The sequence below is a fragment of the Pandoraea apista genome (assembly GCF_001465595.2).
GTDB classification, from domain to species: Bacteria; Pseudomonadota; Gammaproteobacteria; order Burkholderiales; family Burkholderiaceae; genus Pandoraea; species Pandoraea apista.
In genome coordinates, this window is record NZ_CP013481.2 from 1708017 (window position 1) to 1733917 (window position 25901).

The 25901-nt window shown below is 63.0% G+C and carries 23 protein-coding genes and 2 pseudogenes; 13 read left to right on the forward strand and 12 right to left on the reverse strand.

What is annotated here, in order from left to right:
- The first annotated feature begins 113 nt into the window (after nt 1-113).
- The 3 genes and pseudogenes from AT395_RS07955 to AT395_RS07965 all read left to right on the forward strand — a co-directional run bounded on the left by AT395_RS07955 (nt 114) and on the right by AT395_RS07965 (nt 3908).
- Nucleotides 114-2252: pseudogene (locus AT395_RS07955) on the forward strand (TonB-dependent siderophore receptor).
- 190 nt (nt 2253-2442) lie between these two features.
- Nucleotides 2443-3027, forward strand: a complete 585-nt coding sequence (locus AT395_RS07960; RefSeq protein WP_042112242.1) for a TetR/AcrR family transcriptional regulator — start codon at nt 2443-2445, stop codon at nt 3025-3027.
- 455 nt (nt 3028-3482) lie between these two features.
- Nucleotides 3483-3908: an organic hydroperoxide resistance protein gene (locus AT395_RS07965; protein WP_042112241.1), complete on the forward strand. Its 426-nt coding sequence runs from the start codon at nt 3483-3485 to the stop codon at nt 3906-3908.
- Between the two features lie 111 nt (nt 3909-4019).
- Here the strand turns inward: AT395_RS07965 and AT395_RS07970 are convergent, their stop codons facing one another.
- Both AT395_RS07970 and AT395_RS07975 read right to left on the reverse strand, forming a co-directional pair.
- Nucleotides 4020-4676, reverse strand: a complete 657-nt coding sequence (locus AT395_RS07970) for a DUF1439 domain-containing protein (protein ID WP_082117600.1) — start codon at nt 4674-4676, stop codon at nt 4020-4022.
- A 186-nt stretch (nt 4677-4862) separates the two neighbouring features.
- Nucleotides 4863-5075, reverse strand: coding sequence for a SlyX family protein (locus AT395_RS07975; protein ID WP_048627615.1), 213 nt, complete (start codon nt 5073-5075; stop codon nt 4863-4865).
- 99 nt (nt 5076-5174) lie between these two features.
- On the opposite strand from AT395_RS07975, the gene AT395_RS07980 reads away from it, so the two are divergent.
- Nucleotides 5175-5492 (forward strand): YnfA family protein, encoded by a 318-nt coding sequence (locus tag AT395_RS07980; RefSeq protein ID WP_042112240.1) that lies wholly within the window; start codon nt 5175-5177, stop codon nt 5490-5492.
- A gap of 13 nt (nt 5493-5505) precedes the next feature.
- Here AT395_RS07980 and AT395_RS07985 read toward each other — a convergent pair whose 3' ends face one another.
- Nucleotides 5506-6171 carry a helix-turn-helix transcriptional regulator gene (locus AT395_RS07985; protein ID WP_042112239.1) on the reverse strand — a complete coding sequence of 222 codons (666 nt, stop codon included), beginning with the start codon at nt 6169-6171 and terminating at the stop codon, nt 5506-5508.
- 65 nt (nt 6172-6236) lie between these two features.
- Here AT395_RS07985 and AT395_RS07990 point away from each other — a divergent pair, with 65 nt between their 5' ends.
- Both AT395_RS07990 and AT395_RS07995 read left to right on the forward strand, forming a co-directional pair.
- Nucleotides 6237-7724: an MFS transporter gene (locus AT395_RS07990; protein ID WP_048627614.1), complete on the forward strand. Its 1488-nt coding sequence runs from the start codon at nt 6237-6239 to the stop codon at nt 7722-7724.
- A gap of 17 nt (nt 7725-7741) precedes the next feature.
- Nucleotides 7742-8626: pseudogene (locus tag AT395_RS07995) on the forward strand (LysR family transcriptional regulator); the annotation flags it as partial.
- Nucleotides 8627-8715: 89 nt separating this feature from the next.
- On the opposite strand, the gene AT395_RS08000 reads toward AT395_RS07995, so the two are convergent.
- Nucleotides 8716-10293, reverse strand: coding sequence for a sensor domain-containing diguanylate cyclase (locus AT395_RS08000; protein ID WP_224787480.1), 1578 nt, complete (start codon nt 10291-10293; stop codon nt 8716-8718).
- Nucleotides 10294-10373: 80 nt separating this feature from the next.
- Nucleotides 10374-10838 carry an Lrp/AsnC family transcriptional regulator gene (locus tag AT395_RS08005; protein WP_042112237.1) on the reverse strand — a complete coding sequence of 155 codons (465 nt, stop codon included), beginning with the start codon at nt 10836-10838 and terminating at the stop codon, nt 10374-10376.
- Nucleotides 10839-11105: 267 nt separating this feature from the next.
- Between AT395_RS08005 and AT395_RS08010 the strand changes: the two genes are divergently transcribed.
- The 5 genes from AT395_RS08010 (at nt 11106) to AT395_RS08030 (ending at nt 16297) form a co-directional block, all read left to right on the forward strand.
- Nucleotides 11106-11735 (forward strand): LysE family translocator, encoded by a 630-nt coding sequence (locus tag AT395_RS08010; RefSeq protein WP_048627612.1) that lies wholly within the window; start codon nt 11106-11108, stop codon nt 11733-11735.
- A gap of 510 nt (nt 11736-12245) precedes the next feature.
- Nucleotides 12246-13307 carry a ubiquinol oxidase subunit II gene (gene cyoA, locus AT395_RS08015; protein ID WP_045852646.1) on the forward strand — a complete coding sequence of 354 codons (1062 nt, stop codon included), beginning with the start codon at nt 12246-12248 and terminating at the stop codon, nt 13305-13307.
- A 15-nt stretch (nt 13308-13322) separates the two neighbouring features.
- Nucleotides 13323-15302, forward strand: coding sequence for a cytochrome o ubiquinol oxidase subunit I (gene cyoB / locus AT395_RS08020; RefSeq protein WP_042117100.1), 1980 nt, complete (start codon nt 13323-13325; stop codon nt 15300-15302).
- 2 nt (nt 15303-15304) lie between these two features.
- Complete coding sequence (locus AT395_RS08025) at nt 15305-15931, forward strand: cytochrome o ubiquinol oxidase subunit III (protein WP_042112235.1); 627 nt, start codon at nt 15305-15307, stop codon at nt 15929-15931.
- Complete coding sequence (locus AT395_RS08030; protein ID WP_042112234.1) at nt 15932-16297, forward strand: cytochrome o ubiquinol oxidase subunit IV; 366 nt, start codon at nt 15932-15934, stop codon at nt 16295-16297.
- A gap of 138 nt (nt 16298-16435) precedes the next feature.
- Here AT395_RS08030 and AT395_RS08035 read toward each other — a convergent pair whose 3' ends face one another.
- The 3 genes from AT395_RS08035 to AT395_RS08045 form a co-directional block, all read right to left on the reverse strand.
- A complete protein-coding gene (locus AT395_RS08035; RefSeq protein ID WP_042117099.1) occupies nt 16436-18220 on the reverse strand; it encodes a peptidoglycan D,D-transpeptidase FtsI family protein in 1785 nt (594 codons plus the stop codon).
- Between the two features lie 243 nt (nt 18221-18463).
- A complete protein-coding gene (locus tag AT395_RS08040; protein ID WP_231605984.1) occupies nt 18464-19207 on the reverse strand; it encodes a DUF3047 domain-containing protein in 744 nt (247 codons plus the stop codon).
- Between the two features lie 251 nt (nt 19208-19458).
- Nucleotides 19459-20085 (reverse strand): LysE family translocator, encoded by a 627-nt coding sequence (locus AT395_RS08045; RefSeq protein ID WP_048627611.1) that lies wholly within the window; start codon nt 20083-20085, stop codon nt 19459-19461.
- 152 nt (nt 20086-20237) lie between these two features.
- On the opposite strand from AT395_RS08045, the gene AT395_RS08050 reads away from it, so the two are divergent.
- Nucleotides 20238-21587, forward strand: a complete 1350-nt coding sequence (locus tag AT395_RS08050; protein ID WP_125347413.1) for a hypothetical protein — start codon at nt 20238-20240, stop codon at nt 21585-21587.
- A gap of 39 nt (nt 21588-21626) precedes the next feature.
- Here AT395_RS08050 and AT395_RS08055 read toward each other — a convergent pair whose 3' ends face one another.
- Nucleotides 21627-22157: a chromate transporter gene (locus AT395_RS08055; RefSeq protein ID WP_042112231.1), complete on the reverse strand. Its 531-nt coding sequence runs from the start codon at nt 22155-22157 to the stop codon at nt 21627-21629.
- Nucleotides 22154-22756, reverse strand: a complete 603-nt coding sequence (locus AT395_RS08060; protein ID WP_082164621.1) for a chromate transporter — start codon at nt 22754-22756, stop codon at nt 22154-22156. The genes AT395_RS08055 and AT395_RS08060 overlap by 4 nt, the downstream gene beginning before the upstream one ends.
- Nucleotides 22757-22913: 157 nt before the next feature.
- Here AT395_RS08060 and AT395_RS08065 point away from each other — a divergent pair, with 157 nt between their 5' ends.
- Complete coding sequence (locus AT395_RS08065) at nt 22914-23837, forward strand: LysR family transcriptional regulator (protein ID WP_048627608.1); 924 nt, start codon at nt 22914-22916, stop codon at nt 23835-23837.
- A 59-nt stretch (nt 23838-23896) separates the two neighbouring features.
- Here the strand turns inward: AT395_RS08065 and AT395_RS08070 are convergent, their stop codons facing one another.
- Complete coding sequence (locus AT395_RS08070; protein WP_048627607.1) at nt 23897-24496, reverse strand: TlpA family protein disulfide reductase; 600 nt, start codon at nt 24494-24496, stop codon at nt 23897-23899.
- Nucleotides 24497-24567: 71 nt separating this feature from the next.
- On the reverse strand, nt 24568-25716 hold the full coding sequence (locus tag AT395_RS08075) for a transglutaminase-like domain-containing protein (protein WP_053086306.1): 1149 nt from the start codon (nt 25714-25716) through the stop codon (nt 24568-24570).
- Nucleotides 25717-25901 lie beyond the last annotated feature (185 nt).

Below are 25901 nucleotides of genomic sequence, written 5' to 3' on the forward strand. Positions count from 1 at the left end.
TCGAATCTTGATCGTCACACGGGAATTCAGGTATGTCTTTCGTTCACACGGCTCGCGCGCTGCCTGCCATCGGCCGCCCCGGCGCGCGTAATGCCGTCGCATTGCGCACCAACATGGCGCCGCTGGCGCTCGCCGCATTACTGTCCTTCACGGCCAACTCGGCCTTCGCTCAGTCAGTGCCCGCTAAGGTAGCGGCGGCGGAGGTGGCAGATGCCGCCACGTCGACCGCCGACGCCTCTGCCCAGGCCACGCTCAAGGCCACGACCGTTACCAGCTCGGCCTTGCGCGAAACGCCCCAGAATCTCAAGCAGCCGGTGCAATCCGGCGCGCTCGGCTCGCGTAGCCAGCTCGATACGCCGTTCTCGACAACCGTGGTGAGCCAGGAGCAACTCGAACAACGCCAGCCGGCCAAGCTCGGCGAAGTGTTCTCCACCGATGCCTCGGTGACCGACGGCAGCAATGCCTTCGACGCATGGGCCGGCTACGTTTACGTGCGCGGCATGCCGATCGACTGGCAATACGGTTTCAAGCTCGACGGCCTGCCGGTGATGACCTACGGCGTGACCATGCCGTATGAGTAGTTCGATCGCGTGGAACTGCTCAAGGGGTTGTCGGGCTTTATGTACGGCTTCGTCGCGCCGGGCGGCGTGGTGAACTACGTGACGAAGAAGCCGACGGACGAGCGCATTGCCAGCGTCGATCTCGGTTTCCATTCCGACGGCATCTGGCGCGAGCACGTCGATCTCGGTGGCCGTGCCGGGCCGAACGACATGTTCGGCGCACGCCTGAACTACACGCACGAAGAAGGCCGCACATACACCGACGGCAACCTGAATCGCGACACGGTATCGGTCGCGCTCGACGCACGCATTACCCGCGATCTCACGTGGAACTTCGGTGCGATGTATCAGGACCGTCGCGCGACAGGAACCTCGCCGTCGCTCTCGACCTTCAGCTTCTCGGGCAACCAACTGCCCGGGCCGATCAACGTGTCCAATGCGAATCTGCAAACGCAAGCCACGCATCTGAACACGATCACGCAGTTCTACACGACGGGCCTGCAATACCAGATCGATCCGGATTGGAAGGTATCGGCCAACTACGCGTTCAACAAATCGACGCGTGACCGAAACGAAGCCACGCTGTATCTGCTCAACGGCGCCGGCAACTTCAGCGGTCAGAACGATCTGGGCGACGAGAACAACACATTCCGCGCATGGCAATTGACTGCCGAAGGCAAGGTGCGGACCGGCCCGTTCGCGCACCAGTTGACGTTCGGCATCGCCTCGCAGTATCAGACGAACGACTACGCCTACATCTACAGTCCGACGTACACGGGCAATCTGTATCAAGGCACGTCGTATCAGTACTATGGCGATGGCACGACCCTCAAGGCGCAACGCTCCAGCGCCATCGAGCAACGCTCGGTCTTTGCCTCTGACACGGTGCAGATCACGGAGCGTCTGTCGGTACTTGGCGGCGTTCGCTTCACCAACTACAACCAGACGAACGCGCAAGGCATCTCGACCTACTCGACGAACGGCGTGTTCACGCCCACGCTTGCCGTTATGTACAAGGTCGCGCCGAGCACGACGGCCTATGCGAGTTACGTGGAAGCGCTCGAAGCCGGCGAGGTCGTGGGGGCGACCTACGCCAATGCGGGAGCAGTGCTCAATCCGTTCAAGAGCCGTCAGTACGAACTCGGCGTGAAAACCGAGCAGGACACCTGGAGCACGACGGCAGCACTCTTTCGCATCGAACGCGGCGCCGTGTACACCAACAGCGCCAATGCGCGCGTGGCAGACGGCCAGTCGATCTATCAGGGTATCGAACTGGCCGGCTCGGTCAAGCTGGGGCCGCAGTGGACGCTGGGCGCCAGCGCCATGGCACTCGATAGCTGGTATGCGCGCACGAACGGTTTCGATGGCAACCGCGTGGGGGGTGCACCGCGTTTCGTGCTCTCGGGCAACCTCGAGTACAAGGTGCCGTATGTGCCAGGGCTCTCGGTGGGAGGCGACATCCGCTACAACGGCCGCACGTCGCTCAATCCGCAGAACTCGCTGACGGTATCGGGGTACACGCTGATCAATCTTGGCGCCACGTACCGCACGCGTGTGGCCGGCAAGGACGTGACGTTGCGCGCCGCCGTGAGCAACCTCACGAATCGCAAGTACTGGCAGTATCAGTACGACAACTACATCAAGGCGGCCGATCCGCGCATGGTCAGCCTGAACGCCAAGATCGATTTCTGATCGTTCTCCGGCATTCGGCGAAGCACGGAAACAGCGGCCTGAGCGCCGCTGTTTCTCGTGGGTGCGGGAGTGTCCCGCCGCGCGGCGCTTTGCCGCCCCCACCCCGGACTATCGCCTCATCGGAAAAATCAATCGACCGGAACGAGAAAACGTCTTGACTATCTACCTACCAGTAGATAAAGTTCGTTTCATGAACCGCACAACGATATCGCCGAGCGCACCGACCGTCAGGGAGCAACTGCTGGAGCACGCGCAGATGTTCCTGATGACGCGAGGCTACAACGGCTTCAGCTATCGAGATCTCGCAGAGCGGGTCGGCGTGAAGACATCGAGCATTCACTATTACTTCCCTGCCAAGGAAGATTTGGTGCTCGAAGCGATCAAGGCGTATGAAGCGCAGGTCGGCGAAGGGCTGGCCGGCATTGACGACGCGCTGCCCCCGGCACAAAAGCTGGCGCATTATGCGCAGGGGTTCGGACGCATCGTTGCCGACGGTCATCGGATTTGTCTGTGCGGCATGCTGGCCGCCGATATCGAGACGTTGCCGGAGACGGTTCGGGAAGCGGTGCAGCGCTTCTTCGCGTATCACGAAGCCTGGCTGGCGCGTGTGTTGACGCAAGGCATGGCAGACGGTTCGCTCACGCTGAGCTCGTCGCCCGACGCCACGGCCCGTGCCTTGTTCGCAGGGTTTCAGGGCAGCGTGATGGCCTCGCGGCTGTTTCGGGCGCCGTCACGGCTCGAAGATGTGGTTGCCGCCGTTTGCGGTGTGGCCTGAGTTCAGTCTGGGTACGAAGCCAGAGGCCCGGCAAAGCGCGAGAAGCAGGGCGAGTTTGAAGACCAGGACGACAAGGTAACGGGAGTCGATCTCCCGTTTATTTGCGGTAGCGTATCTATCTATTAGTAGATAGATACTATGCAAACGTGAGAAACGGGACGGTGGGCGACGCAGTTCTGAGTGGCGTTCACGAAAGTTGTCCCGCAGGTGGATTAAGATCGTTGACGGCGTTGAGTGCCGTGCACGCGAGAGGCCCGACGACGGCGAGCCGCGCGGCGCGCGCAGCACCTCGGTACCGTTGACGCGGGAACACACGCGCCTGGCAGGCGTCAAGACAGCCATGCACGCGCGTATGTCAGGTGGGTCGTCCGGCCAGAAGGCAACGCCACGATGGCGGGCCAGTCCGGGGCGACCGAAGTTTGGAAGTGAAATTTTCTACTTACCAGGAGTTCGTCATGTCGATCGAAAAAGTGCTGTACACCGCCCATGCCACCGCCACCGGAGGCCGTGACGGCCGTGCCGTTTCCTCGGATGGCGTGCTTGACGTCAAGCTGGTGGTTCCCAAGGAAATGGGCGGCCCCGGTGTTGGCGGTACCAACCCGGAGCAACTGTTTGCCGCCGGTTACTCGGCCTGTTTCCTGGGCGCGCTGAAGTTCGTCGCAGGCAAAGAGAAGGTGACGTTGCCCGCCGAGACGAAGATCGACGGTAGCGTGGGTATCGGCCAGATCCCGACCGGCTTCGGTATTCAGGCTGAACTGAAAATCAGCGTGCCGGGTGTGGATCGCGCCACGGTCGAAGCGCTGGTGCAGAAGGCGCACATCGTGTGCCCTTACTCGAACGCCACGCGCGGCAATATCGACGTGACGCTGACGGTGGTCTGAGCCGGAAGGCAGGTGTCGTGCGACGGTAGGCACCGTCGCCGGATGCAAGAAGGGCAGCCTGAACGCTGCCCTTTTTTATTGCGTGACGCATGATCCGGTGCGCGGCGCCGATCACTTCGTCTTCACTTCGACCTTGATGCCGTCAGGCAGCACCGTGATCGCGCCGGGCTCGACTTCGCGTCCACCGTATCGCAACTGTTCGGGTTTGAATGTGTAGATCGGATATTGGTTGAGCACCTGCTGCGCGACGGTGCCGCCGATGGACGTCAATTGCTGGCCATACGAGGCCGGCATGCCGTTCAGATCCACGCGATCGACACTCGGATTGTCGAGCAGTACGGCACGTTTGACCGGATCGTATTTCAGCGCGCTGGAGATGGCGAGCACACCGGCCAGCGGCTGGCCTTGCAACAACACGTTCTGCACCTGCGCATCGACCTGCGTGGTGATGCGATTGGCTTGCGGGTTGAAGCCGATTTGCGGGTGCGCCAACGCGACAGAGAGCAGTTGGCCGTAGTTGAGCGTTGTTGGAAACCGCTTGTCGATGGCGGTTTCGATTTCCTTGCGCGTCATCGTGTACTCGCCAGTCCAGATGTTGTACGCAGCATTGACTGAGCGCGTAAGCGGGGCGAGCGTCAGGCCGAGCAGTCCTGCGGCGGCCAGACGTAGCGCGTCGCGGCGCGAGGTTGCGGCAGCGGCCGCAGCATCGCAGGTCTCAGGGTTGTCGGCGAAGCGGTCGGCCGGGAAAGGCTGGTGGCGAGAAATCATGGGGCGAAGGTCCGAAGGACGAGGCACGGCGGGGCCGTGTCTGTGTCGTCGATGCAGATGTGACCCGGGCAATGGGGAATCGTTCTGGACACCGCGTCGACTCAGATCCGCGCAGGCGCGGGAAACGAAAGGTGTCGTGCACGCGGGTCGGCCATCGCGCGGCGGCTGAACCATCGGTTCGGGTCTTCAATAATGCGGCGGAATTTCGTGACGCGGATTACCGTCGGGGCCGCTTTGCCCTTGCGACTGCATTTGCTGATATAGCGCCTTGAGCTGCTTTTGCAGCAGGTCGATCTGTTGCTCCTGACGCGTGACGATCTCGTTGAGCGTTTCGAGCAGATCCTCCTGAAAGGCGGCCTTGACTTCGAGTTCGACGACGCGTGCTGCCAACGATTCCATGAGCTTCTCCGGTGAACGCGGCATTGTAGGTCATTGCGCACTTTGCAAGCCAATGGGTGCGACGGGACGCAGCAGATTGGTGCAGGGCATAATCGCACTATGAAAACCTTTCTGCTTTATGTCGTGACTGCAATCGCGGAAATCGTCGGGTGCTATTTGCCGTGGCTGTGGTTGAAACATGATCGCAGTGCCTGGCTGCTCGTACCCGGCGCAATCGCGCTCGCGCTGTTCGCGTGGCTGCTCACGCTGCATCCGGCAGCGGCCGGCCGTGTCTATGCCGCATACGGCGGCGTGTATATCAGCGTCGCTATCGTGTGGTTGTGGCTGGTCGACGGCATGCGTCCTACGCCGTGGGACGTTGCCGGTGTACTCGTCGCGCTGGTGGGTATGAGTCTGATTGCGTTTCAGCCAAGCTGAACGAAATTTGGCGTCAGGACGTGCGCACGCGGTACGTGCAGCGCTGACCGCCTGCGAGAATGTGTGTCTCGCGAGACACCGTGCCGCGCTCGCCGACAAGCTCCTGAAACAACTCCAGCTCCGTACGGCAAAAGCCCTGACACGTTTTTGCCGCCGCGCAGATCGGGCAGTGATCCTCGATGAGCAGCCAGTCGTCGCCATCGCGTTCGACGCGCGCCATATAACCTTCCGACGAGCGAATCTCCGCAAGCTTTTCCAGCCGGGCCGCAAGACCGGGTAGCGGGTCGACGGCCTGCTTGTAGTGCGCACGCGTTTCCACCGCGCGCTGCGTAATCAGACGGTCGAGGCCGTCTTCGCCGAAAAGCTGGCGAATCGAACCAATCAACTGGATGGTGAGATGGGAGTGCGCGTCGGGAAACCGGCTGTGCCCGGCTTCCGTCAGTGCCCATGCCTGACGCGGACGGCCCGCGCCGCGTGAAGGCATCGTCTCGCCGATGAGCAGACCTTCCGCGACCAGCTTCTGCACTTGCTGGCGCGCCGCCTCCGCCGTGATCCCCAACGCAGAAGCGACCTCCGCCGTCGAAGCGGGGCCTTGCGTCTTCAACCAATGCAGTACGCGCTCGTGTCCGGCACCCGGCGTCGCCGCCCTATTATCCAAGTGGTTATTTGGGTAATTCATTGTGAGGCATGTAATATCCAAGAACTTTCTTGCATATTAGTCGCCTGACGGGCGGCTGTCCATCCATGACAACGAGCACGACGAATTCTGTGGCGCCGGGCTGGCGCGATCTGTTGAGTGGCAATAACGGCTGGCGTTCATTGGCGCTGGCGGGCGGGGTGGCGTTGCATGCCACCAATGTCTATGTGGCGACTACGGTGCTGCCATCCATCGTCAAGGAAATTGGCGGATTGGATCTGTATTCGTGGAACACCACGCTGTTCGTGGTGGCGTCGATTCTTGGCTCGGTACTGGCCGCCAAGATGCTCACGGCGCTCGGGCCGCGCGTCGCCTACCTCGCGGCGCTGCTGGGTTTCAGCGCGGGCACGATCCTGTGTGCCGCTGCACCGACGATGCCCTGGATGCTCGCAGGGCGCACCTTGCAGGGCTTCGGCGGCGGCATTCTGCTCGCGCTCAGTTATGCGTTGATCCGTATCGTTTTCGCACCGCCGTTGTGGTCGCGGGCAATGGGACTTGTCTCGGGCATGTGGGGTGTTGCCACGCTCTGCGGCCCGGCGGTGGGCGGCGTCTTCGCGCAGTTTGGTCACTGGCGCTGGGCGTTCTGGTCGCTGCTGCCGGTGGTGATCGGATTGGGCCTCATCATTCGCGCACAGGTGCCTGCCGGACGTGCGGTCGCGGGCGTGCGTGAGTCTTCGGAATCTCACGCGCCAACTCACCCGGAGGCGCATGCCATTCCGTGGTTCAAAGTGATCTTGCTATGTGCCTCGGCCGTGGCGATCTCGCTGGGCGCGGTAGTCGACGAGCACTGGCTGGCGGTCATGTGGGTGCTTGCGGGACTCGCGCTCGTCTGGTGGCTCTCGCAGCGGGAGCGCAGCGTGCGACATGCGTTGCCCCGGCTCATGCCGACGGGGGGCTATTCGCTGCGCACGCGGCTTGGCGGACTATACGCGGCCATGAGTCTGCTTGGCCTGGCGACGACGAGCGAAATTTACATCCCGTATTTCCTCCAGACGGTTCACGGCCAGACGCCGTTCGCTGCCGGTTATCTCGCCGCGCTCATGGCTGCCGGGTGGTCGGTCGGTTCGATGACGAGTGCCGGGCGGCAGGGCGACGCTGCCGAGCGACGCGTGCGCCTCGGCCCGGTGATCGTCACGCTCGGCATGCTCGCGCTGGCGTGGCTGCTGCCGCAACCCGCACTGTTCGCGAGTGCAACCGGTGCCGCGAGCCTGTGCATCGCGCTGTTCGGTGTCGGCGTGGGTGTCGGTATCGGCTGGCCGCATTTGCTCACTCGGGTGATGACGGCGGCGCGCCCGGGAGAGGCTGCGTTGGCCTCGGCGTCGATCACGACGGTGCAGTTGTATTCGATGGCGCTGGGTTCGGCGCTCGCGGGACTCGTTGCGAACGCTGCCGGTCTCGCGCACGGCGCATTGCCCGAGGCACAGCGTGCGTCGGTCTGGCTGTTCGCCTTATTCGCCCTCGCGCCAGCGGGCGCGGCGGTCATTGCATTGCGCGGCAAGGTGGCCGCTCCCGTCACGGGACAGGAGGCATCATGATCGATCGCATTACCGCCATGCGCACCTTTGTGCGTGTGGCCGAAGTCGGCAGCTTCACCAAGGCGGCGACGTCGCTCGACATTCCGCGCGCGACGGTCACCACCCAGGTGCAACATCTGGAGCGATGGTTCGGCGTGGCACTCTTCACGCGGTCGACGCGGCGAGTGGCCCTCACGATGGAGGGGGCTGCCTACTACGAACGTTGTACGGCGATTTTGGCGGATGTCGAGGAGGTGGAGTCGGGCCTGTTCGGTGCGCAGGCGCAATTGCGCGGACGTCTCGCCGTGGTGCTGCCGCCCGTCATTGCGCGTGAAGTGGTGATGCCGTCGCTCGGCGAATTTCAGGCGCGCTATCCCGGCCTCGAGATCGCGCTCGATGCTACGCCGGCCCACGGCGACTGGCGCGGTGACGGCGTGGACTGCGGGGTGGTGCTGGGCGAGTTGCCGGACTCGAGGCTGGTGGCGCGCCACCTTGGCGATTTGCCGCGCGTGACGTGTGCGAGCCGTCGCTATCTCGACACCCACGGCATACCCGACGATCTCGATAGTCTCGCCATGCATACGTCGGTGAAATGGCTGACGGCACCGGCGGAGACGCTGGCATCGCTTCCCCCCGCGGGCGAGGCGGGGGCGGGCAATGCAGCACGCGCCGCACTCGCGACGGTAAATCCACTCACCACACGCTGCGGCGATCTGACGCTGATGGTCGGTGGACGTGCCACGTGCGTGCGTACGCGCGGCCAGTTGCATGTGGGTGACGAAGCGGCGTATCTGGCAGCCGGACTCGAAGGTCTCGGACTGATTCAGCCGACGTTGCTCGCCGCTGCGCCCTATCTCGCGTCGGGGCGTCTGGTGCCCGTGCTGCCGAAGTGTCCGCCGCCGCCGTTGCGGCTCTCGGCGGCATATCCCGCGCAGAAGCGCGTGTCGCCACGGGTGCGGGTGTTCGTCGACTGGCTCGCGCAAATCTGCGAGCCGTTGGGCAACGCGCGAGATTACGCGCCGCTGCCTCGACCGCTACCTCCCGCATTCCCGGCACCGCCTGTTGCGCCGGTTGCGCCAGTGCCCGAGGGCAGTCCGTCCAGCGCGCGCCGCTCGTTTACGCTACCGGTGTAGTGGCTGCGCTTTTCCTCGTACATCAGCAGATCGGCCCGCTGGACCGTCGCTTCGAGCCGCTCGCCGGCTTCGCATGTTGCCGTGCCCATCGAGAACGAGAGCGGCGTGCCGGGATAGAACGAGTTGTTCAACTCCACCAGTTGACGAATGCTCTCGATCATCGCCGCGCCGCCTGAGGCGTCGGTGGAAGGCAGCAACAAGGCGAACTCGTCGCCGCCGATACGCGCGGCAATCTGCGGCGCGGCCACCGCTTTGCCCAGCACTTCGCCCGCGCGGCGAAGCAGGGCGTCGCCTGCGGCATGGCCCAACTGGTCGTTGACGAGCTTCAGGCCATTCAGGTCGGCCACGATCACCGTGACCGGGTAGGGCCCCTTGCGCTCGAGCCGGTTGAGTTCGTCGACATAGAACGAGCGGTTGCGCAGCTTGGTGAGCACGTCGTGTTTGCCGAGGAATTCGAGATACGACTCGGCCTTCTTGCGCGCCGTGATGTCCGTAAGTGCGACGAGCACCAGATCCCAGCGCGACTCGTGGCCCGGCAGCACCGCGAATTGCAGATGAACGTTGATCTCGTTGCCGTCGAGCGCGTAGTTGACAACCTCGCGCTGCTGAAACAGCTTGTTGTCCCACAGGTCGATCAACTGCTCGCGGAAGTTGTGCCGCATGTCGTCACGGAACACGTCGGGCAGGCGGGAGAGCAGTGTGGTCTTGTCGGGAGCGACGAACATCGCCAGCGTGTGACGGTTCACGTCGAGCACGTGAATCTCGTTCATGCAGCGCTCAACGAACTCGGGGTGAACGTCGGTGAACGTGCGGAAGTCGGTAATGCCGCGAGAGCGGGCGTCGTCGAGCAGCAGTTTGATCGCGCTGAAATCCTCGACCCACAGCGAGACCGGCGAGTATTCGAAGAGGCCGCGTGCGTATTGCTCGCCCATCGTTACGCGCTCGCGCGCGTGTTCGAGTTCGGTTACGTCTTCGAGCGAGATCAGCACACGCTCGAAGGTGGCTTCGTGGCCGGGCAGGACCGAGCCGTTGAGCAGCACGTCCAGACGCCGCCCGTCGAGCGTGTAGTTGACGGTCTTGCTCGTGAAGTGCGTGCGGCCGTCCCACAGTTGGCAAAGCTCTTCAATGTGCGTCTTGAGCATGTCGTCGCGGAACACGCGCGGCAGATTGGCCACGAGCGTGTCGAGCGACGGTGCGTTGAACATCGCCAATGTCCGGCGATTGACCTTGATGACCCGAATGCGCCGGGAACACGCCGAGACGTGGGCAGGGTCGGACTTGAAGTGGGCGCGCAGGTCGGTGACCCCCTGCGCACGCCATGCTTCGAACAATTGCTTCACGCCGCTGAAATCTTCGAGCCAGAGAGAGACGGGCGCGAGCTCGAACATCAGGGCATCGTCACTGGCATCGTTGGCACTGGATGGCGAGGCGATCGGCTGGGAAGGTACGGCGGGCATGGCGTCCGGCATGAGGCACCTAAGGTCGTGTCAGCCCGCCATTTTACGGGCAAACGTGCACCACGCCACAGTGAGTCGGATTACAGCAACGGTGCGCCGGTATCGCGTTTGACTTCGCGTAGCGACAGCATCGATTCGATCGACGAGACGCCGGGCAGGGCGCGCAACACGTCGCGCGTGAACATGCCGTAATCGTCGAGGTCGGTGGCGACCACACCGAGCAGGTAATCGGCGCTGCCGGAAATGTTGTGACACGACACGATACGGTCGATGGCCTGCACTTCGCGCTCGAATTGCTCGGACAGCGCGCGGTCGTGCACGGCAAAGCGCACGTGGACGAAGGCCGTCACCCCCAGACCCAGCGCGCGATGCGACAGCTCGGCCCGGTAGCCCATGATGTAGCCCTCGGCTTCGAGCCGCTTCAGCCGACGGGCGCAGGGCGTTTCAGAGAGCGCTACACGCTCGGCAAGCCGGGCGTTGGAGATGCGGCCATCGCGTTGCACGATGGCGAGAATCGCCTGATCGATGGCGTCGAGTTCGTTCATTGTCGGTATCCCGCTACAAAAACTGCTGCAAAGATGGCATTCCACCACGATCTGCGATCCCGGGAAAGTGTTGCCCTCATCTGTCCGGATTAGACCAGTCGGTAGCGAAGGGCTCTGTCAGGTAGGAAGATTTCGCGGAAATGGAATCTATGTTGGTGGAATACGCCATATAAGTTAATGAAATTGGATGGAAAACGCTATGTATCTCTCCCGGTTTGGCGGGATCATTGGTCTCGTTTTGGCCAACTTCGCCCTCAGGGAAAAATCATGGTTTCGTTGCCGTTGCTCACCGTATTCATTGGCGCTTTGATCGTTGTCTATGCATTGCCGGGACCGGACATGGCGCTGGTCATGCAGACGAGCATGACGCGCGGTGTGCGACACGGTCTTGCCACGGCAGCGGGACTGGCGCTGGCGCGCGCCGGGCATGTGACCCTGTCGGCCTGTGGCGTGGCGGCGCTGCTGCGCGCGGCGCCGTGGCTGTTCGAAACGGTCCGCATCGTGGGCGCGATCTACCTTGCGTGGGTCGCCATCCAGATCTGGCGCTCGCCGGCGTTTGGCATGCAGACGACCGAAACGCCGGCGAACGCTGCACCGCCCCTCTCGCATGCGGTGCGTCGCGGTGTACTCTCGAGTGTGCTCAATCCGAAGGCGCTGCTGTTCTGTTCGGTGCTACTGCCGCAATTCGTGCGCCCCGACGCTGGCCCGGTCTGGGCACAAGTGCTCGAACTCGGTGTGCTGCTGTTGATCGTGGGGGTGATTTTCGATGTCGCGCTGGCGTTCGGTGCAGCGCGTATCGCGCATTGGCTGCGCACTCGCCCGTTTGCACAAAAAGTACAACGCTGGTCGTTCGGAGCGGCGCTCATGGCCTTCGCAGTACGCTTGTCGCTCGACTAAAAAGCCGGGCACAATACATCTCACCTACATTCCAGTGATTGACTGCACCAATCGGGTGCATTTCGCTGCGACACCGCAAAAGAAGGTGCGACACAACGTCGCACCTCTTGAATTCTAAGAACCTTCCCGAATTGCTGCATTGCACAGCGTTTACCGCCAAACAGGTGTCGATCTGCTTGGAAATCGTCGCGCGCGTACGCGTGAAGGCTGCGCGACACATTGTCGCGCAGGCGGGTGTGCGATGTCCGGCCTAATTAAACTTCGGCATAATGCCGCACCGTGATGGAAGTAAAAGACAAGAAGTCGGACAGTGACTTGAGGTCTGCGGGCGGCGATCTGCCCCGGTTCCCGTCTTTTCGATGACACAGTCGTCGTAGTTCGACCGGTGCAATACCGGCGCGACGACTGCTCCCGTCCCACCTTAACCCTTGCCAACCTCCTGCGACCCTGCATCAGGCCGGTAAGCCCGTGTTGCGCCGTTCGCTGGCCAACTCAACCCTGTCGTGTGACATGAAGAAACACAGAAACCCGCGATTGTTTAGGCTCCTCGCCTTGTGCTCGCCGCTGCTTTTGGCCGGCTGCGGCATGACGCTGCTCGACCCTAAGGGGCAGATCGGAGTAGAGAACAAGAACCTGATCCTCACGGCCACCTGGCTGATGTTGATCGTGGTGATTCCTGTCATCCTGATGACGCTGTGGTTCGCGTGGAAATACCGCGCGAGCAACAAGTCGGCGCGCTATGAGCCGAACTGGTCGCACTCGACGGCCATTGAGGTCGTGGTCTGGCTCGTGCCGATCATCATCATTGCGATCCTTGCGCGCATCACCTGGGTGACCACTCACGAACTCGATCCTTACAAGCCGCTGCAAAGCGACGTGAAGCCGATCACGGTCGAAGTGGTGTCGATGAACTACAAGTGGTTGTTCATCTATCCCGAACAGGGCATTGCGTCGATCAACGAACTGGCCATTCCGGTCGACACCCCGGTGAATTTCAAGATCACCTCGGAATCGATCATGAACTCGTTCTTCATTCCGCAATTGGGTAGCCAGATCTACTCGATGGCCGGGATGGAAACGAAGTTGCACCTGATCGCCGACCACGTGGGCTCGTACGACGGGATTTCGGCGAACTACAGCGGCGGCGGTTTCTCGGGCATGCGTTTCAAGACGCTGGCGATGACCGACAACGACTTCCAGCAGTGGGTCGCCAAGGTGCGTGATTCGAAGAAGGTCCTGGACAAGGATGCCTACGCTTCGCTCGTGCCGATGAGCGAGAACACGCCGGTCACGTATTACAGCTCGGTCGACGCGAAGATGTTCGAGTCGATTCTGCACGCCCCGATGGCAAGTGGCATGGCCCAGCAGCACGAAGGCCATGAAAACCACGGCGCCATGGAAATGAAGGGCATGGACATGAAGATGGAAATGAAGGGCGCGGGCACCGACGCCGTGACGGCTCCGGCCGCCGCTGCAAACGGGCAGAACGGCCAGTCGATGACCATGGCCATGGACAACGCCGGCGCGCACGCGATGCACGCCGGTGCGGCCGCGCACGCGCACAAGGAGTAAATAACAATGTCAACGCTGTTTGGCAAACTGACTCTCGAAGCCATCCCGTACCACGAGCCGATCATCGTCGGCGCGGTCGGCATGATGGTGCTCGGGGTACTGGGCATCGTCGCGTTGCTCACGTACTTCGGCAAATGGAAGTACCTGTGGAACGAGTGGGTCACATCGGTCGATCACAAGAAGATCGGCGTGATGTACGTGCTCGTCGCGCTCGTCATGCTGCTGCGCGGCTTTGCCGACGCCATGATGATGCGTACGCAACTGGCGCTCGCTCATAACTCGGGCGGCATTCTCCCGCCGGATCACTACGACCAGATCTTCACCGCCCACGGCGTGATCATGATCTTCTTCGTGGCGATGCCGTTCATGACGGGTCTGGTGAACCTCGTGGTGCCGCTGCAGATTGGCGCACGCGACGTGGCATTCCCGTTCCTGAACACGCTGTCGTTCTGGCTGTTCGTGGCCGGCGCTGCGCTGGTGAACCTGTCGCTGGGTGTGGGTGAATTCGCTCGCACGGGCTGGCTGGCTTACCCGCCGCTCTCGGGCATTCAATACAGTCCGGGCGTCGGGGTGGATTACTACATCTGGGCCTTGCAGATATCGGGTCTGGGGACGTTGCTCACCGGTGTGAACTTCGTCGTCACGATTCTGAAGATGCGCGCCCCGGGCATGAACCTGATGAAGATGCCGATCTTCACCTGGACCTCGCTGTGCACGATGGTGCTGGTGTGCGCTGCGTTCCCGGTGCTGACGGTTACGCTGGCGCTGCTCTCGCTGGACCGCTACCTCGACTTCCATTTCTTCACGAATGAGTTGGGCGGCAACCCGATGATGTACATCAACCTGATCTGGATCTGGGGTCACCCGGAGGTGTACATCCTGATCTTGCCGGCGTTCGGTATCTTCTCGGAAATCATCTCGACCTTCTCGGGCAAGAAGCTGTTCGGCTACAAGTCGATGGTGTACGCGACGGCCGCGATCATGGTGCTGTCGTTCCTCGTGTGGGCGCACCACTTCTTCACGATGGGCTCGGGTGCCAGCGTGAACGCCTTCTTCGGTATCGCGACGATGATCATCTCGATCCCGACCGGCGTGAAGATCTTCAACTGGCTGTTCACGATGTACCGCGGTCGCGTGCAAATGACCGTGCCGGTGCTGTGGACGCTGGGCTTCATCGTCACGTTCGTGATCGGCGGTATGACCGGCGTGCTGCTGGCTGTGCCGGGTGCTGACTTCGTGCTGCACAACTCGCTGTTCCTGATTGCTCACTTCCACAACGTGATCATCGGTGGCGTGCTGTTCGGTTACATCGCCGGCATGAATTACTGGTTCCCGAAGGCCTTCGGCTTCAAGCTCGATGAGCGTCTGGGCAAGGCAAGCTTCTGGTGCTGGTTGATCGGCTTCTACCTCGCGTTCATGCCGCTGTACGTGCTGGGCCTGATGGGCATGACCCGTCGCCTGAACCACTACAGCAACCCGGATTGGCAGCCGTGGCTGATCGCCGCGCTGATCGGCGCGTTGTTCATCGCCGCCGGTATTGGTTTCCAGGTGCTGCAACTGGTTGTCTCGATCAAGAACCGCAAGGCGCTGGCCGACACCACGGGTGACCCCTGGAACGGCCGTACGCTGGAGTGGATGACGTCGTCGCCGCCGCAGTTCTACAACTTTGCCGAAGAGCCGCGCGTGCATGACATCGACGAGCTGGCCTATCGCAAGGAACACGGCATCAAGAGCGATCTGAAGACGAGCTACGCCCCGATCCACATGCCGAAGAACACTGGCGCCGGTTTCATCATCAGTGCGTTCTCGCTGGTGTTCGGTTTCGCGGCCATCTGGCACATCTGGTGGCTGGCTATCGTTGGCTTCGTCGGCATGATCGTGACGTTCATCTGCCGCAGCAACGACGATTCGATCGACTACTACGTGCAGTCGCCGGAAGTGGTGGCCATTGAATCGGCTCACCATCAGGCACTGGCCGCAGCAGCAAAGGCTTAATCATGACGAGCGAAGTTCTCAAACACTCTGGCGCGCATGCCGATGCGCATGCGCACGACCACGCGCACCACGACACCGGGGGCAACACGATCTTCGGTTTCTGGGTGTACCTGATGACCGACCTGGTGCTGTTCGCCAGCTTGTTCGCCACCTTCGCGGTGCTGCGTGACTCGACGGCGGGCGGCCCCACGGGCAAAGAACTGTTCGACCTGAAGTTCGTACTGGTCGAAACGTTCATCCTGCTGTTCTCGTCGATCACCTATGGCTTTGCCATGATCGGCCTGCACAACGGGAAGAAGGGTGCCGTGATGGGCTGGCTGGCGATTACGTGGCTGCTGGGTGCCGCGTTTATCGCGATGGAACTGTATGAGTTCCATCATCTGATCCTCGAAGGTGCCGGCCCGAACCGTAGCGGTTTCCTGTCGTCGTTCTTCGCACTCGTGGCGACTCACGGTCTGCACGTGGCCTCGGGCCTGCTGTGGATGGCCGTTCTGATGTTCCAGATCGGCAAGAAGGGCCTGAGCGCTACCAACACCACGCGTCTGCAATGCCTGTCGCTGTTCTGGCACTTCTTGGACGTGGTCTGGATCGGCGTGTTCACGGTCGTGTACCTGATGGGAGCGATGTAAATGAGCAATAGCAAATCGGTGCAATCGCACGGCCACGACGCTGGCCACAATGCGGCCGGTGGTAGTCACGGCAGCGTGAAGTCGTACCTGATCGGCTTCGTGCTCGCGGTGATCCTGACGGTCGTGCCGTTCAAGCTGGTGATGGATGGCACGATGCCGCCGTCGACGGTGCTGCCGCTGATTCTCGGCGCCGCGCTCGTGCAGATCATCGTCCACCTGGTCTACTTCCTGCACATGGACCGCTCGTCGGAACAGCGCTGGAACGTGATGGCGTTTCTGTTCACCGCGCTGATTGTGGCCATCGTGCTGGTCGGCTCGCTGTGGATCATGCACAACGCCAACTCGCTGATGATGCCGGGGATGTAAATCTCCCGGACTTGCCCGGCGGTTCAGGGCAAGTAAAAAAGGCGGCTTCGGAATTCCGGGCCGCCTTTTTTTATGGGGATCCGATTCGACGGGGAGGGGCGGGGGCCGCCACCCGCGCCTCGCAAACTCGTGCGAGGCTTAACCGTGTGGCGCTTTGTCGTCAGGTGGTGTGTCCGATGTCGGTGCCGCCAGAATCACCCCGGGGCGTACCGGCAGGTCAGGCCGGATACCCAGCAACGGCAGCGCCTGCGACGCAATCTCTGCAAACGCTGGCCCGGCTGCCTGACCGCCAAAGTGTTGCGATGCCTTCGGCTCGTCGACCGACACGGCAATCACCAGACGCGGCGCCGAGAGCGGTGCAATTCCCACAAACGACGCACGGTACTTCGAATGGTCGTAGCCGTGCGCGCCGGCCTTGTAGGCGGTGCCGGTCTTCCCGCCAATGCTGTAACCGGCCACCTGCGCGGTGGTGGCGGTGCCGCCCGTATCGACCACGGCCGCCAGCATCTTGCGCATTTCCGTTGCCGTGTGGGCATCGATCACCCGCACCCCTTCAGGTTGCGTTGGCGAATCCGGCTTGATGATGGAGATGGGGACGAGCACGCCGTCGTTGGCAAAGATCGTATAAGCCCGCGCCAACTGGAACAACGACGCCGAAATTCCGTAGCCGTAGGCCATCGTCGCCTGCTCGATGCGCCGCCACGACTTGTACGGACGCAGACGGCCCGACACCGCGCCCGGGAACCCCAGCTTGGGTTGCTGACCCAGACCGATTTCGGTGAACATGTCCCACATTTCCTCGGCGCGCAGCATGGTCGAGACCTTGGTCATGCCAATGTTGCTCGACTTCTGAATCACTCCGGCGGCCGTTAGCACGCCGTTCGCGCTGTCGTCGCTGATGGTCGCGCCTTCGAAGACATATCGTCCCGGGCCGGTGTCGATCAGCGTGGTCGGTGTCAGGCGATGCAGGTCGAGTGCCAGCGCCATCGTGAACGGCTTGAGAATCGAGCCCGGTTCGAAGACGTCGGTGAACACGCGGTTGCGCAATTGCTCGCCCGTCAGATGCTCGCGGTCGTTCGGGTTGTACGTCGGGAAATTGGCCAGCGCCAGCACCTGTCCCGTCTTGGCGTCGATCACGACCGCCATTGCCGCTTTCGCACCGGTGCGATCCAGCGCGTTCTTGAGGGCTGCGTAGGCGATGTACTGCACGCGGGTGTCGAGCGTGAGGCGAATGTCCTTGCCGTCGCGCGGCGGGCTGGAATCGTCGAGATCCTGAATGGTGCGGCCGATGCGGTCCTTGATCACGCGCCGCACACCGGCCGTGCCTTCGAGCAAGGGCTCTTCGCCCAGCTCCATGCCTTCCTGTCCCTTGTCTTCGACGTTGGTGAAGCCCACAACGTGCGCGGCGACATCGCCTTCGGGGTAGAACCTCTTGTATTCACTGCTCTCGTAGACGCCGGGGATACCCAGCGCTTCGACCTGTTTGCCGACTTCCGGTGACACCTGACGTTTCACATAGACGAACTTCTTCTCGCCGATGAGTTTGGCGCGCAGTTCCTTCGCGGGCATATCGAGCAGCTTGCTGGCCTTCTGGATATCGCTGTCGGACAGATCGTCGGGGACTTCGGCAGGCACGGCCCAGACGGTGCGCATGGGCAGGCTGGTTGCGAGAACGCGGCCGTCGCGATCTTCGATCTTGCCGCGCACCGCGGGCATGACGATGGTGTGCTCGTAACGTTTCTCGCCCTGTGCGATGTAGAAACCGTTGCCGGGACCGGCGATCCAGAACGCTCGCACGACCAGCCCGATGAACGCGAGGGTGATCATGATGACGACGAGCTTGGAGCGCCATAAGGACATGCGCGACTGCAATACCGGACTGGAGGCGAACGTGACGTCCTTGGGCTGGCGATTCTTTTGCATGGCGCTCGCGAAGGCGATAAGAGGCGTGAACAGCAATGAGCCGATCGACAAACTCTGGCTCAGATTCTAGGCGAGATAGCGTAGCATGCAAGCGACTGTTGCAATAGCGCAAAAGCCCCGTCAGGCGGGGCTTTCAGGGTTATTTTCGACACTTTCGGGCATGCTTTTCGCACGGGTGTCGGCTGGTGAAACCGGGAGCGGATTTTTGCGATGCCAGGCGCAGTCTGCTGCGAGCCTGCGGCGCTATTTGGCGACGCCCCCGAAGCGCACGTCTCCGTACCACGCGTGTGCACTCGCATGCGTGTTGTCGCTGTCGGTGAAGATGCCGTAGCCGAGCAGTTTGCCCGGCTTCTCCTTATAGATGCGCTCGTAGTCGGCCACGATGTTCCGCGAGAAGGTCTGCCATTTGCCGAGCGATGCGTCACCGCCCGCCACCACAAGCATTTGGACCCGGTCGGTATGCGGGTTCTGGATCACGGCCCCCGGCGCGGCGTCGTTGGACCAGATATACATCAGTGTGGCGTACGGCAGGTCTTCGCCGCCGGCCTTGGCCAATGTCATTGCCGCACGGTCGCCGAACGGCAGCGAGGATTTGTCGCCATCGAAGAAGAACACCAGCCGTGCAGGCGAATCCTCTTTGTCGCTCACGCGGTTATCGGCGCCGGGGATCGCCTTGTCGACTTTCCACCGCCAGGTCACGCTCGGTGTCTCGTTCAGGTCAACGCCATCCCCCTTGGCCATCAGCGCCGAAGCGGAGTCCACGGCGTTGGCTTCAATGACATTGCGATCGCCATCGGCAACGACGGTGTACGTGGTGAACTTCTTGCCGCTGACGACCGGCAGGTTTTTCCAGCCGGTCGGCAATGCGGTGCCCGGCGACGCTTTCGAGAAGGGGACGGCGGCTGGGGCGGTGGTCGATGGGTCGGCCGCGCGAGACGAATGGCTCGCCGTCGCGGCGAGTCCGCCGGCCATCAGACTCAGCGCCAACGTCCAGCTCCCCAGGGATCGGGAGACCCGATGCGTTGGGGCGCCGGTCGGGGGAGCGAGGCGGCTAAGGCGCCCACGTCGATCCGGTGAGCAAGGTGAGCAAGGTAAGCCAAGTGGCAAGACGATGCGATGCATGATGAGCGACTCCGGCATAGGCAGGCAAACCGCTGGCACCGGCCGGCAGGCCCGTGCCTCCGGGAGGCGCAGCCCCCCATTCAACAATGGCTGTCGACGACTGAACGACCCGGGGATCAACGCTGTTGCATGGCAACCCGCAGACCGAGGCCGATGAAGATCGTGCCGATGATCTTGCCCTGCCAGCGCAACAGCCACGTGAAGCGGCGTACGAACTTTCCGAGCGGACGCACCGACAACGCAATCGCTGCCGTGTACAGGGCACTCATCGCAACGAACACCAGTCCCAGCACAAGGAATTGCGCGAAGACGTTGCCCTCGCTCGCGTGCACGAACTGCGGCATGAAGGCGAGGAAGAAGAGGGCGGTTTTCGGATTGAGCACTTCGGTGGCCACGGCCTGGACGAATGCGCGTCCGGGAGAGACCTTCGGCGCCACAGGCAGTTGCGGATCGGACGCCTGCTCGCGCAATGCCTTGACACCCAGATAGATCAGATACCCCGCGCCGACATATTTCACGACGTCGAAGGCCAGCGCGGAGGTCATCAGCACCGCCGAGAGTCCCACGGCCGCACACAGGGTGTGTACGAGGTCGCCCAGTGCAATCCCCATGCCCGTCATGATGCCGGCACGTCGTCCGCCTTGCACGGTACGCGTGATGGTCAGCAACACCGCCGGGCCGGGAATCAGAAACAGCCCGAGCACGACAACAACGAACGTGGCGAGGGTGGCAAAGGTAGGCATGAGGTCTCTCCAGGGCAATCGGTGGCGACGCAATGGCGACATCATCCCAGATTCTGCGACAGCTTGCCCGAAAGGGGGCTGGGCGAATGCCGAAGCGTCTCGCTCGATTTCGGCAGACGATGTTTGTCTTTACGACGTCAAAAGGAAGCGACATGCCATCCGTGTCCAGTACGGCAGCCTCATCCAACAGCACGTTCCTGCACCTTGCGTACGAGGCGGTGAACTGTCTCTACGATGGGTTCAGGGGGGACTTCCAGGGCGCCAGCGCGTGCCTGCGAGGCAGTGGCCTGAGTCATTTACTAAACAATGGGTGGGGAATGGCGGGGCAGCGGCATCAGGAGCGGGCACTGAGTGCGCCGGACACGACAGGCGTTTGGGGGGCGACGGATGTAGCGTTCGCGTGTGCGCTGAGCGCGCTGACCATCGGCGCGGTGTGCCGCTATCTATGGCCGGAGATGCGCGCGTTGGAGAATGCATTCCGTGAGGGGGAGCAAGGGCCGCGTGAGTGGGCGCTTCAGACACGGGCGCAGCTTCGTCGCCGTACCCCGGCAGATCTCACTTCGATGCGCCAATGTCTCGCGGCCTTCGATGCGACCCAGATATTCGCCGACGCGGCGTCTGCCACAGTGGATTCGGTGAACGTCCCGGTACCGTCGAGACGCAAGCTGGCCGAGCGGAAAATTGCGGAGATCCTTGTCCTTCATATCGCCGACGCACCGCAAACCTGCATTGCGCAAAGCGATCGGGTGTCGTCGCTGTGTCAGCTTCTGGCGCACGGGCTGGGCTTCAAGCTGCCGCGGACGATGCGAGAGGCGTTGCGTGTGGACGATGCCAGACCATCGCTGATCCGATATGACGATGCGTTCACCCTCTTGCGCGAACGTCTCGAACCCAACTGGCGCGATGACCTTGGGGGCTCGCCGACATTCACTGTGCATCCCATCGACGTTCAGCTTTTCGATCCGGCCGAGACAACCGGCGATCTTACAAAGGAGACGCGCATGGCAAGACGGCAACTGACGCATCCCCAGGCGCTGCGGCGAGTCCGGGATCGTGTTGTTGCTTTGATGGCGGCAAGTGTGAAGGGGGACTGCGGGAGTACCGCCGATTGGCGCGATCTCGGTGAATTCGCATTGGTTGCCGCTGTCCAGCGGGGGCTGCCGTGTGAGCGCGTACTCGACGCGCTGGGCATTGCGGTACGCGCGGGCGTCACCGCGCGTTTCGCCTGGCGCTGGACAGACGATCCGCAGACGCAGCCCGTTGCGTCGACGATCCCGGTGGACGTCTCGCGCTGGCTTGCCCGTGTACTGATGGTGGCCGGCAAGCCGGAGATGCGCGAACCCTGCCCGCCTCGCCTCGCCGCATTAGCGCGCGGCGATACCCCGGCGTCGCTGATGATCGGCTCCCGCGACTGGATACATCTTGTCGACGGCGTTCGGGCATTGGGCCGCGACCACTGGCATGCGGACTACGCGGCGGTGTGCGAAGCCGGCAAAGCGTAAGGTCGGCGGCTGGCCGCGAACCAAGGGCTGCATCGGCGGTTACAGATACGTCCCGCCCAGCAGTCCGGCAATGCTGCCGGCCGCGAGCCACCACAGCGGGTGAACGCGGGTGCGGATCGCGAACACGGCCACGCAGGCGGTGATGCCTGCGAGCAGCCAGGACGTTGCCGACGCTTCGGCAATGAGTGCCGCGCTCGCGGCGACAAGTCCGGCTGTCATGGGGACCAGACCGGCCTGCACGATGCTGCGCCACGGCCGGTCCTTGAAGCGCTCCCACAGGTGCAGCACACCGATGGTGATGAGCGAAGACGGCCCGAACTTCGCGAGCGAGGTGACCAGCATGCCCTGCCAGCCGGCCACATGCCAGCCCACGAGCGTCACGATCATGAGGTTCGGGCCGGGCGCGGCCTGCCCCAAGGCGAACAGCGCACTGAATTCCTCGGATGTCATCCAGTGATGCAGATCGACGACCTGGCGCTCCATTTCCGGCAGGATCGTGTTGCCGCCGCCGAACGCCAGCACCGACAACTGCGTGAAGATGAGCGCGAGCGAGATGAGCGTGCCGGTCATTGCGAGACTCTCCAGGTGGCATAAATCGAGATCGGCGTCATGACGAGCATGGTGAGCACCAGCGGCACGCGCAGCACGGCAATCGCGATAAAGCACGCCGTGGCCACACCTGCCAGCGCCACAGACTTGCGCAGCGGCCACGCCACTTTCCACGCCATCTGCACCAACAGGCCGGCCGCGGCTGCCGCGAGCCCCGCGAAGAGGTGCTTCACGTGCGGATCGCTCTGAAAGTGCTGATAGATCGTGCCCAGCACGATGACCACGGCAGACGGCGCGGCAATCAGCCCGAGGATCGACGCGAGCGCACCGCGCCAGCCGTGAAAACGCATGCCGAGCGCCACCGACAGGTTGATGATGTTGCCGCCGGGCAGGAACTGGCACAGCCCCAGCAGATCGGTGAATTCCGCCGGCGTGACCCATCGGTGTTTCTCGACGATCATGCGACGCGCCAACGGCAATGCCCCGCCGAACGCGGTCATGCCAAGACCAAGGAAACCGAAGAAGAGGGTGCGAACGCTTGGGGCGTCGGCAACGGGCGTGACCGGCATCGCGGCGGAGGCGCCGGATGCGGCAGGAGCGGTTGAAGCCGGAGTGCTCATGACGGGTGAGTTCTGAAACTGGACTACGGTGAGGGCCGCCCGGCAGAGGGTGTCTTCAGGAAGGGGGGCACGCGTGCCGCGCGGGACCCCTTGAGATTAGGACGATTGCGCTATATTGTCCAATATATGGAAGTGACTTGATTGATATCGAACCAATATGGCAAATATCGACATACGCCTGTTGCGCTATTTCATTGCGGTGGCTGAAACAGGGCACATGACGCGTGCAGCGGAGCGTCTCGGGATCGGGCAGCCGCCGCTCTCGCAACAGATCCGCGTCCTTGAAACGCAATTGGGCGTCACGCTCTTCGAACGCCTGCCTCGCGGTATGGCGCTCACCGATGCCGGTCAGGCGTTTCTCGGCGATGCGTACGACGTCGTTCGCAAGCTCGATCAGGCGGTGGACGACGTGCGTCGTGTCGCGGCAGGCGTCAAAGGGCGGTTGTCCGTGGGCTTCACCAGCTCGTCGGCACTGCATCCGTTCGTGCCGACGGTGATCCGCGCGTTTCGGCGTGACGCGCCATCGGTTTCGCTGATGCTCGACGAGAGCAGCACGAGCGAGTTGCTCGACGGTTTGCGCGACGGTCATCTGGACGTTGCGTTCATTCGTCAGCCGCAGGGCGACATCGGGCAGATCGTTTTCATGCCGGTACTTGAAGAGTCGATGGTGCTCGCCGTGCCCTCGGCGCACCCGCTTGCGCTCACGGGGCGGGCAGGCAAGGCGGCCGTGCCGATGACGGCAATCGCGGCGGAGAAATTGATTCTCTATCGACGCCGCACGGGGCAGGGACTATACGACGCGATCATTGCTGCGTGTCACGGTGCGGGCTTCAGCCCGAACATCGAACAGGAGGCGCCGCGTCTGCTCACAACGCTCTCGCTCGTGGCGGCAGGGCTGGGGGTATCGGTGGTGCCCGCGTCGCTCATGCGCATGCAGGTCGAGGGCATTGTCTATCGGCCGCTGACCCCCGCGCCGCGTGCGCCGTTGTACTGCGCGCATCGCGAGGGCGTGTTGGCGGGACCGGCCGCGCGACTGCTCGATCATGTGAATGAGGCCGCGCAGCGTGTCGTTGCCGAGTGACGAACGGCAGGAGGTGGCAGCCGGTGGCAGGCGCACGCAAAATGCACGGTGGCAGGCAGTCACGCTCTCGCGCCATCCTTTTGCGTCAGCAGCGCTTCGATGTGTCCGTGCAGGCCGACGTCGCTCCATTCCAGTTCGCCCATGCGCCAGAAGCGTGCGTTACCCGCGCGGTCGATGAGATAGGTGGCGGGTAAGCCGAGCGATCCGAAGCGTTTGTAGACACCGCCGTCGGTGTCTAGCAGAACCGTGCCGTCGATAGGGAGTTTGTCGATGAACGGCCTGACCGTGGCGAGCGGCTCCTTGTAATTGACGGCGACCAGTGTGAGACCCCGCTGACGGTATTGCCGGGCGACCGCCCCCATCGCAGGAATTTCTTCGCGACAGGGGCCGCACCACGTTGCCCAGAAGTTAAGGATAACCACACGTCCGCGCCACTCGGACAGCGCGTGTTGTTTGCCGTCGAGCCCGTCGAGCGTGAACACCGGTGTCGTACCGCGCCAGGCCGACAGCGTGCCGCCGGATGTCCCCGCGAGCGCGCTGTCGTCGACTTCCGCCGCCCCCTTGACCGGCCCGGCTGCCAGCGCCTGCGCGCCGGTGCCGCCCAGCGCACCGGCGGTTCCGAGGGCCCCGAGGGTGTGAAGAAAATGACGGCGTTGCATGGCGATACTCTCCTGCGTGTGCGTGTCGTGAATCTCGCGGGCCGGCTCAGTCCTCAGCCGATTCCGCCTTGTCAGGCGGTGATTTCCCGGGCGCTCATACGATAGCGGAACGTGTCCGGGTTGAGGCTGTCGAGCTGGGCACGCGCCACTTCGCCATTTGGGTACATGAGGAATGGCACGGCGTTGTCCTGCGCGGCGCGTGCGCCCGGCAGCGGTACATCGGCGCCGTGATTGAACGCGACCCAGTTCATCTCCCACTGTCCGAAGAGCATGGCGCGCGCGGCACGCACACGCAGGTCGTCGACCGGCAGACCACCCGGCACTTCCTCAAGCACGACCTTGCGCACGTCTGCCGGATCGACCGGCACCCAGCCGTAGCCGGCGGCGTAAAACTCGGCGCGGCAATGCTGCGCACGCGTGACGTCGCCCGCTTTGCCCAGGCTGTTGAAGCCACGATTCGACGCCGCCACACGCACACCGTAAGCGTCGCGCGCGGGGATACCGACCGAGCGCGCGAGGGCGGTAAAGAGTGCGTTGATATCGGCGCACTTGCCCGCGAGGTTGCCGGTCGTGAGCATGTAACGCACGTCGCCGGTGCCGCAGCCGCGCACCGAACCTTCGCGACGGCAGTTCTCGACGATCCACTGGTAGATGGCGCGCGCTTTCTCAACGTCGCCCTTTTCGCCGCGTGTGATCTTTTCGGCCGTTTCGCGCACCAGACCGTCGGTCGGCTGGAGTGCCGTCGGGCGCAGATATCGGCGCAGGACTTCGGGCGATTCGCGCGGCGCGTTGGCCGAGGGCGGTTGTGCGAGGTCCACCTGCCGGTCGCGCGTGGCGAAGGTGTTCACCAGGGTGACCGTGCGGGAGCCTTGCGCCGCGCTGTCGGGCCATGCCACCGCCAGCATCGGCACGCCGATGCCCGCCGCGCCGCGCACGGTGCGCAACTCGGCGTTGGCACCCGGCGCTTCCCAGCGGGTGCCGAGCGCGCGCTGATACCCCCCCGACGGCGAGGCGGCCACCGGCAGCCACACGTTGGCCGGGCCGTGACCGGCCGGCAGGTCGACCTGGGTGGTCAACTCGAAGGTGCGCCAGCCTTCGGCGGCGTCGGCCGACGGGGTACGCACGGGCGCCGCCAGCACATGGGCGGGCAGCAGCGAACTCGACAGAACGGAAGCGGGCAGGGCGCAGGCACCCAGCGAGAGGAAGCGGCGGCGTTGCATGATGAGATCCCCTTTGGCGTCAGCGCTCACGGCGCATGGTGGTTAGGGTGTTGCAAGAGCGCGTTGAGATGCGGTGGTCATGGTGTCCCGCAATGCAGGGACCATGTGAACCGGTAGCATGGCGGCGTCGCCGGACATCTTCAGCCATTTCGAGACATATCGACGCACCAAAGCTGCATCATAAT

Bases quoted from the DNA above. Each gene is read 5' to 3' on its own strand.
- AT395_RS07960 (WP_042112242.1), top strand. From the start codon at position 2,443: ATGAACCGCACAACGATATCGCCGAGCGCACCGACCGTCAGGGAGCAA.
- AT395_RS07965 (WP_042112241.1), top strand. From the start codon at position 3,483: ATGTCGATCGAAAAAGTGCTGTACACCGCCCATGCCACCGCCACCGGA.
- AT395_RS07970 (WP_082117600.1), bottom strand. From the start codon at position 4,676: ATGATTTCTCGCCACCAGCCTTTCCCGGCCGACCGCTTCGCCGACAAC.
- AT395_RS07975 (WP_048627615.1), bottom strand. From the start codon at position 5,075: ATGGAATCGTTGGCAGCACGCGTCGTCGAACTCGAAGTCAAGGCCGCC.
- AT395_RS07980 (WP_042112240.1), top strand. From the start codon at position 5,175: ATGAAAACCTTTCTGCTTTATGTCGTGACTGCAATCGCGGAAATCGTC.
- AT395_RS07985 (WP_042112239.1), bottom strand. From the start codon at position 6,171: ATGAATTACCCAAATAACCACTTGGATAATAGGGCGGCGACGCCGGGT.
- AT395_RS07990 (WP_048627614.1), top strand. From the start codon at position 6,237: ATGACAACGAGCACGACGAATTCTGTGGCGCCGGGCTGGCGCGATCTG.
- AT395_RS08000 (WP_224787480.1), bottom strand. From the start codon at position 10,293: ATGCCCGCCGTACCTTCCCAGCCGATCGCCTCGCCATCCAGTGCCAAC.
- AT395_RS08005 (WP_042112237.1), bottom strand. From the start codon at position 10,838: ATGAACGAACTCGACGCCATCGATCAGGCGATTCTCGCCATCGTGCAA.
- AT395_RS08010 (WP_048627612.1), top strand. From the start codon at position 11,106: ATGGTTTCGTTGCCGTTGCTCACCGTATTCATTGGCGCTTTGATCGTT.
- cyoA (WP_045852646.1), top strand. From the start codon at position 12,246: ATGAAGAAACACAGAAACCCGCGATTGTTTAGGCTCCTCGCCTTGTGC.
- AT395_RS08025 (WP_042112235.1), top strand. From the start codon at position 15,305: ATGACGAGCGAAGTTCTCAAACACTCTGGCGCGCATGCCGATGCGCAT.
- AT395_RS08030 (WP_042112234.1), top strand. From the start codon at position 15,932: ATGAGCAATAGCAAATCGGTGCAATCGCACGGCCACGACGCTGGCCAC.
- AT395_RS08035 (WP_042117099.1), bottom strand. From the start codon at position 18,220: ATGCAAAAGAATCGCCAGCCCAAGGACGTCACGTTCGCCTCCAGTCCG.
- AT395_RS08045 (WP_048627611.1), bottom strand. From the start codon at position 20,085: ATGCCTACCTTTGCCACCCTCGCCACGTTCGTTGTTGTCGTGCTCGGG.
- AT395_RS08050 (WP_125347413.1), top strand. From the start codon at position 20,238: ATGCCATCCGTGTCCAGTACGGCAGCCTCATCCAACAGCACGTTCCTG.
- AT395_RS08055 (WP_042112231.1), bottom strand. From the start codon at position 22,157: ATGACCGGCACGCTCATCTCGCTCGCGCTCATCTTCACGCAGTTGTCG.
- AT395_RS08060 (WP_082164621.1), bottom strand. From the start codon at position 22,756: ATGAGCACTCCGGCTTCAACCGCTCCTGCCGCATCCGGCGCCTCCGCC.
- AT395_RS08065 (WP_048627608.1), top strand. From the start codon at position 22,914: ATGGCAAATATCGACATACGCCTGTTGCGCTATTTCATTGCGGTGGCT.
- AT395_RS08070 (WP_048627607.1), bottom strand. From the start codon at position 24,496: ATGCAACGCCGTCATTTTCTTCACACCCTCGGGGCCCTCGGAACCGCC.
- AT395_RS08075 (WP_053086306.1), bottom strand. From the start codon at position 25,716: ATGCAACGCCGCCGCTTCCTCTCGCTGGGTGCCTGCGCCCTGCCCGCT.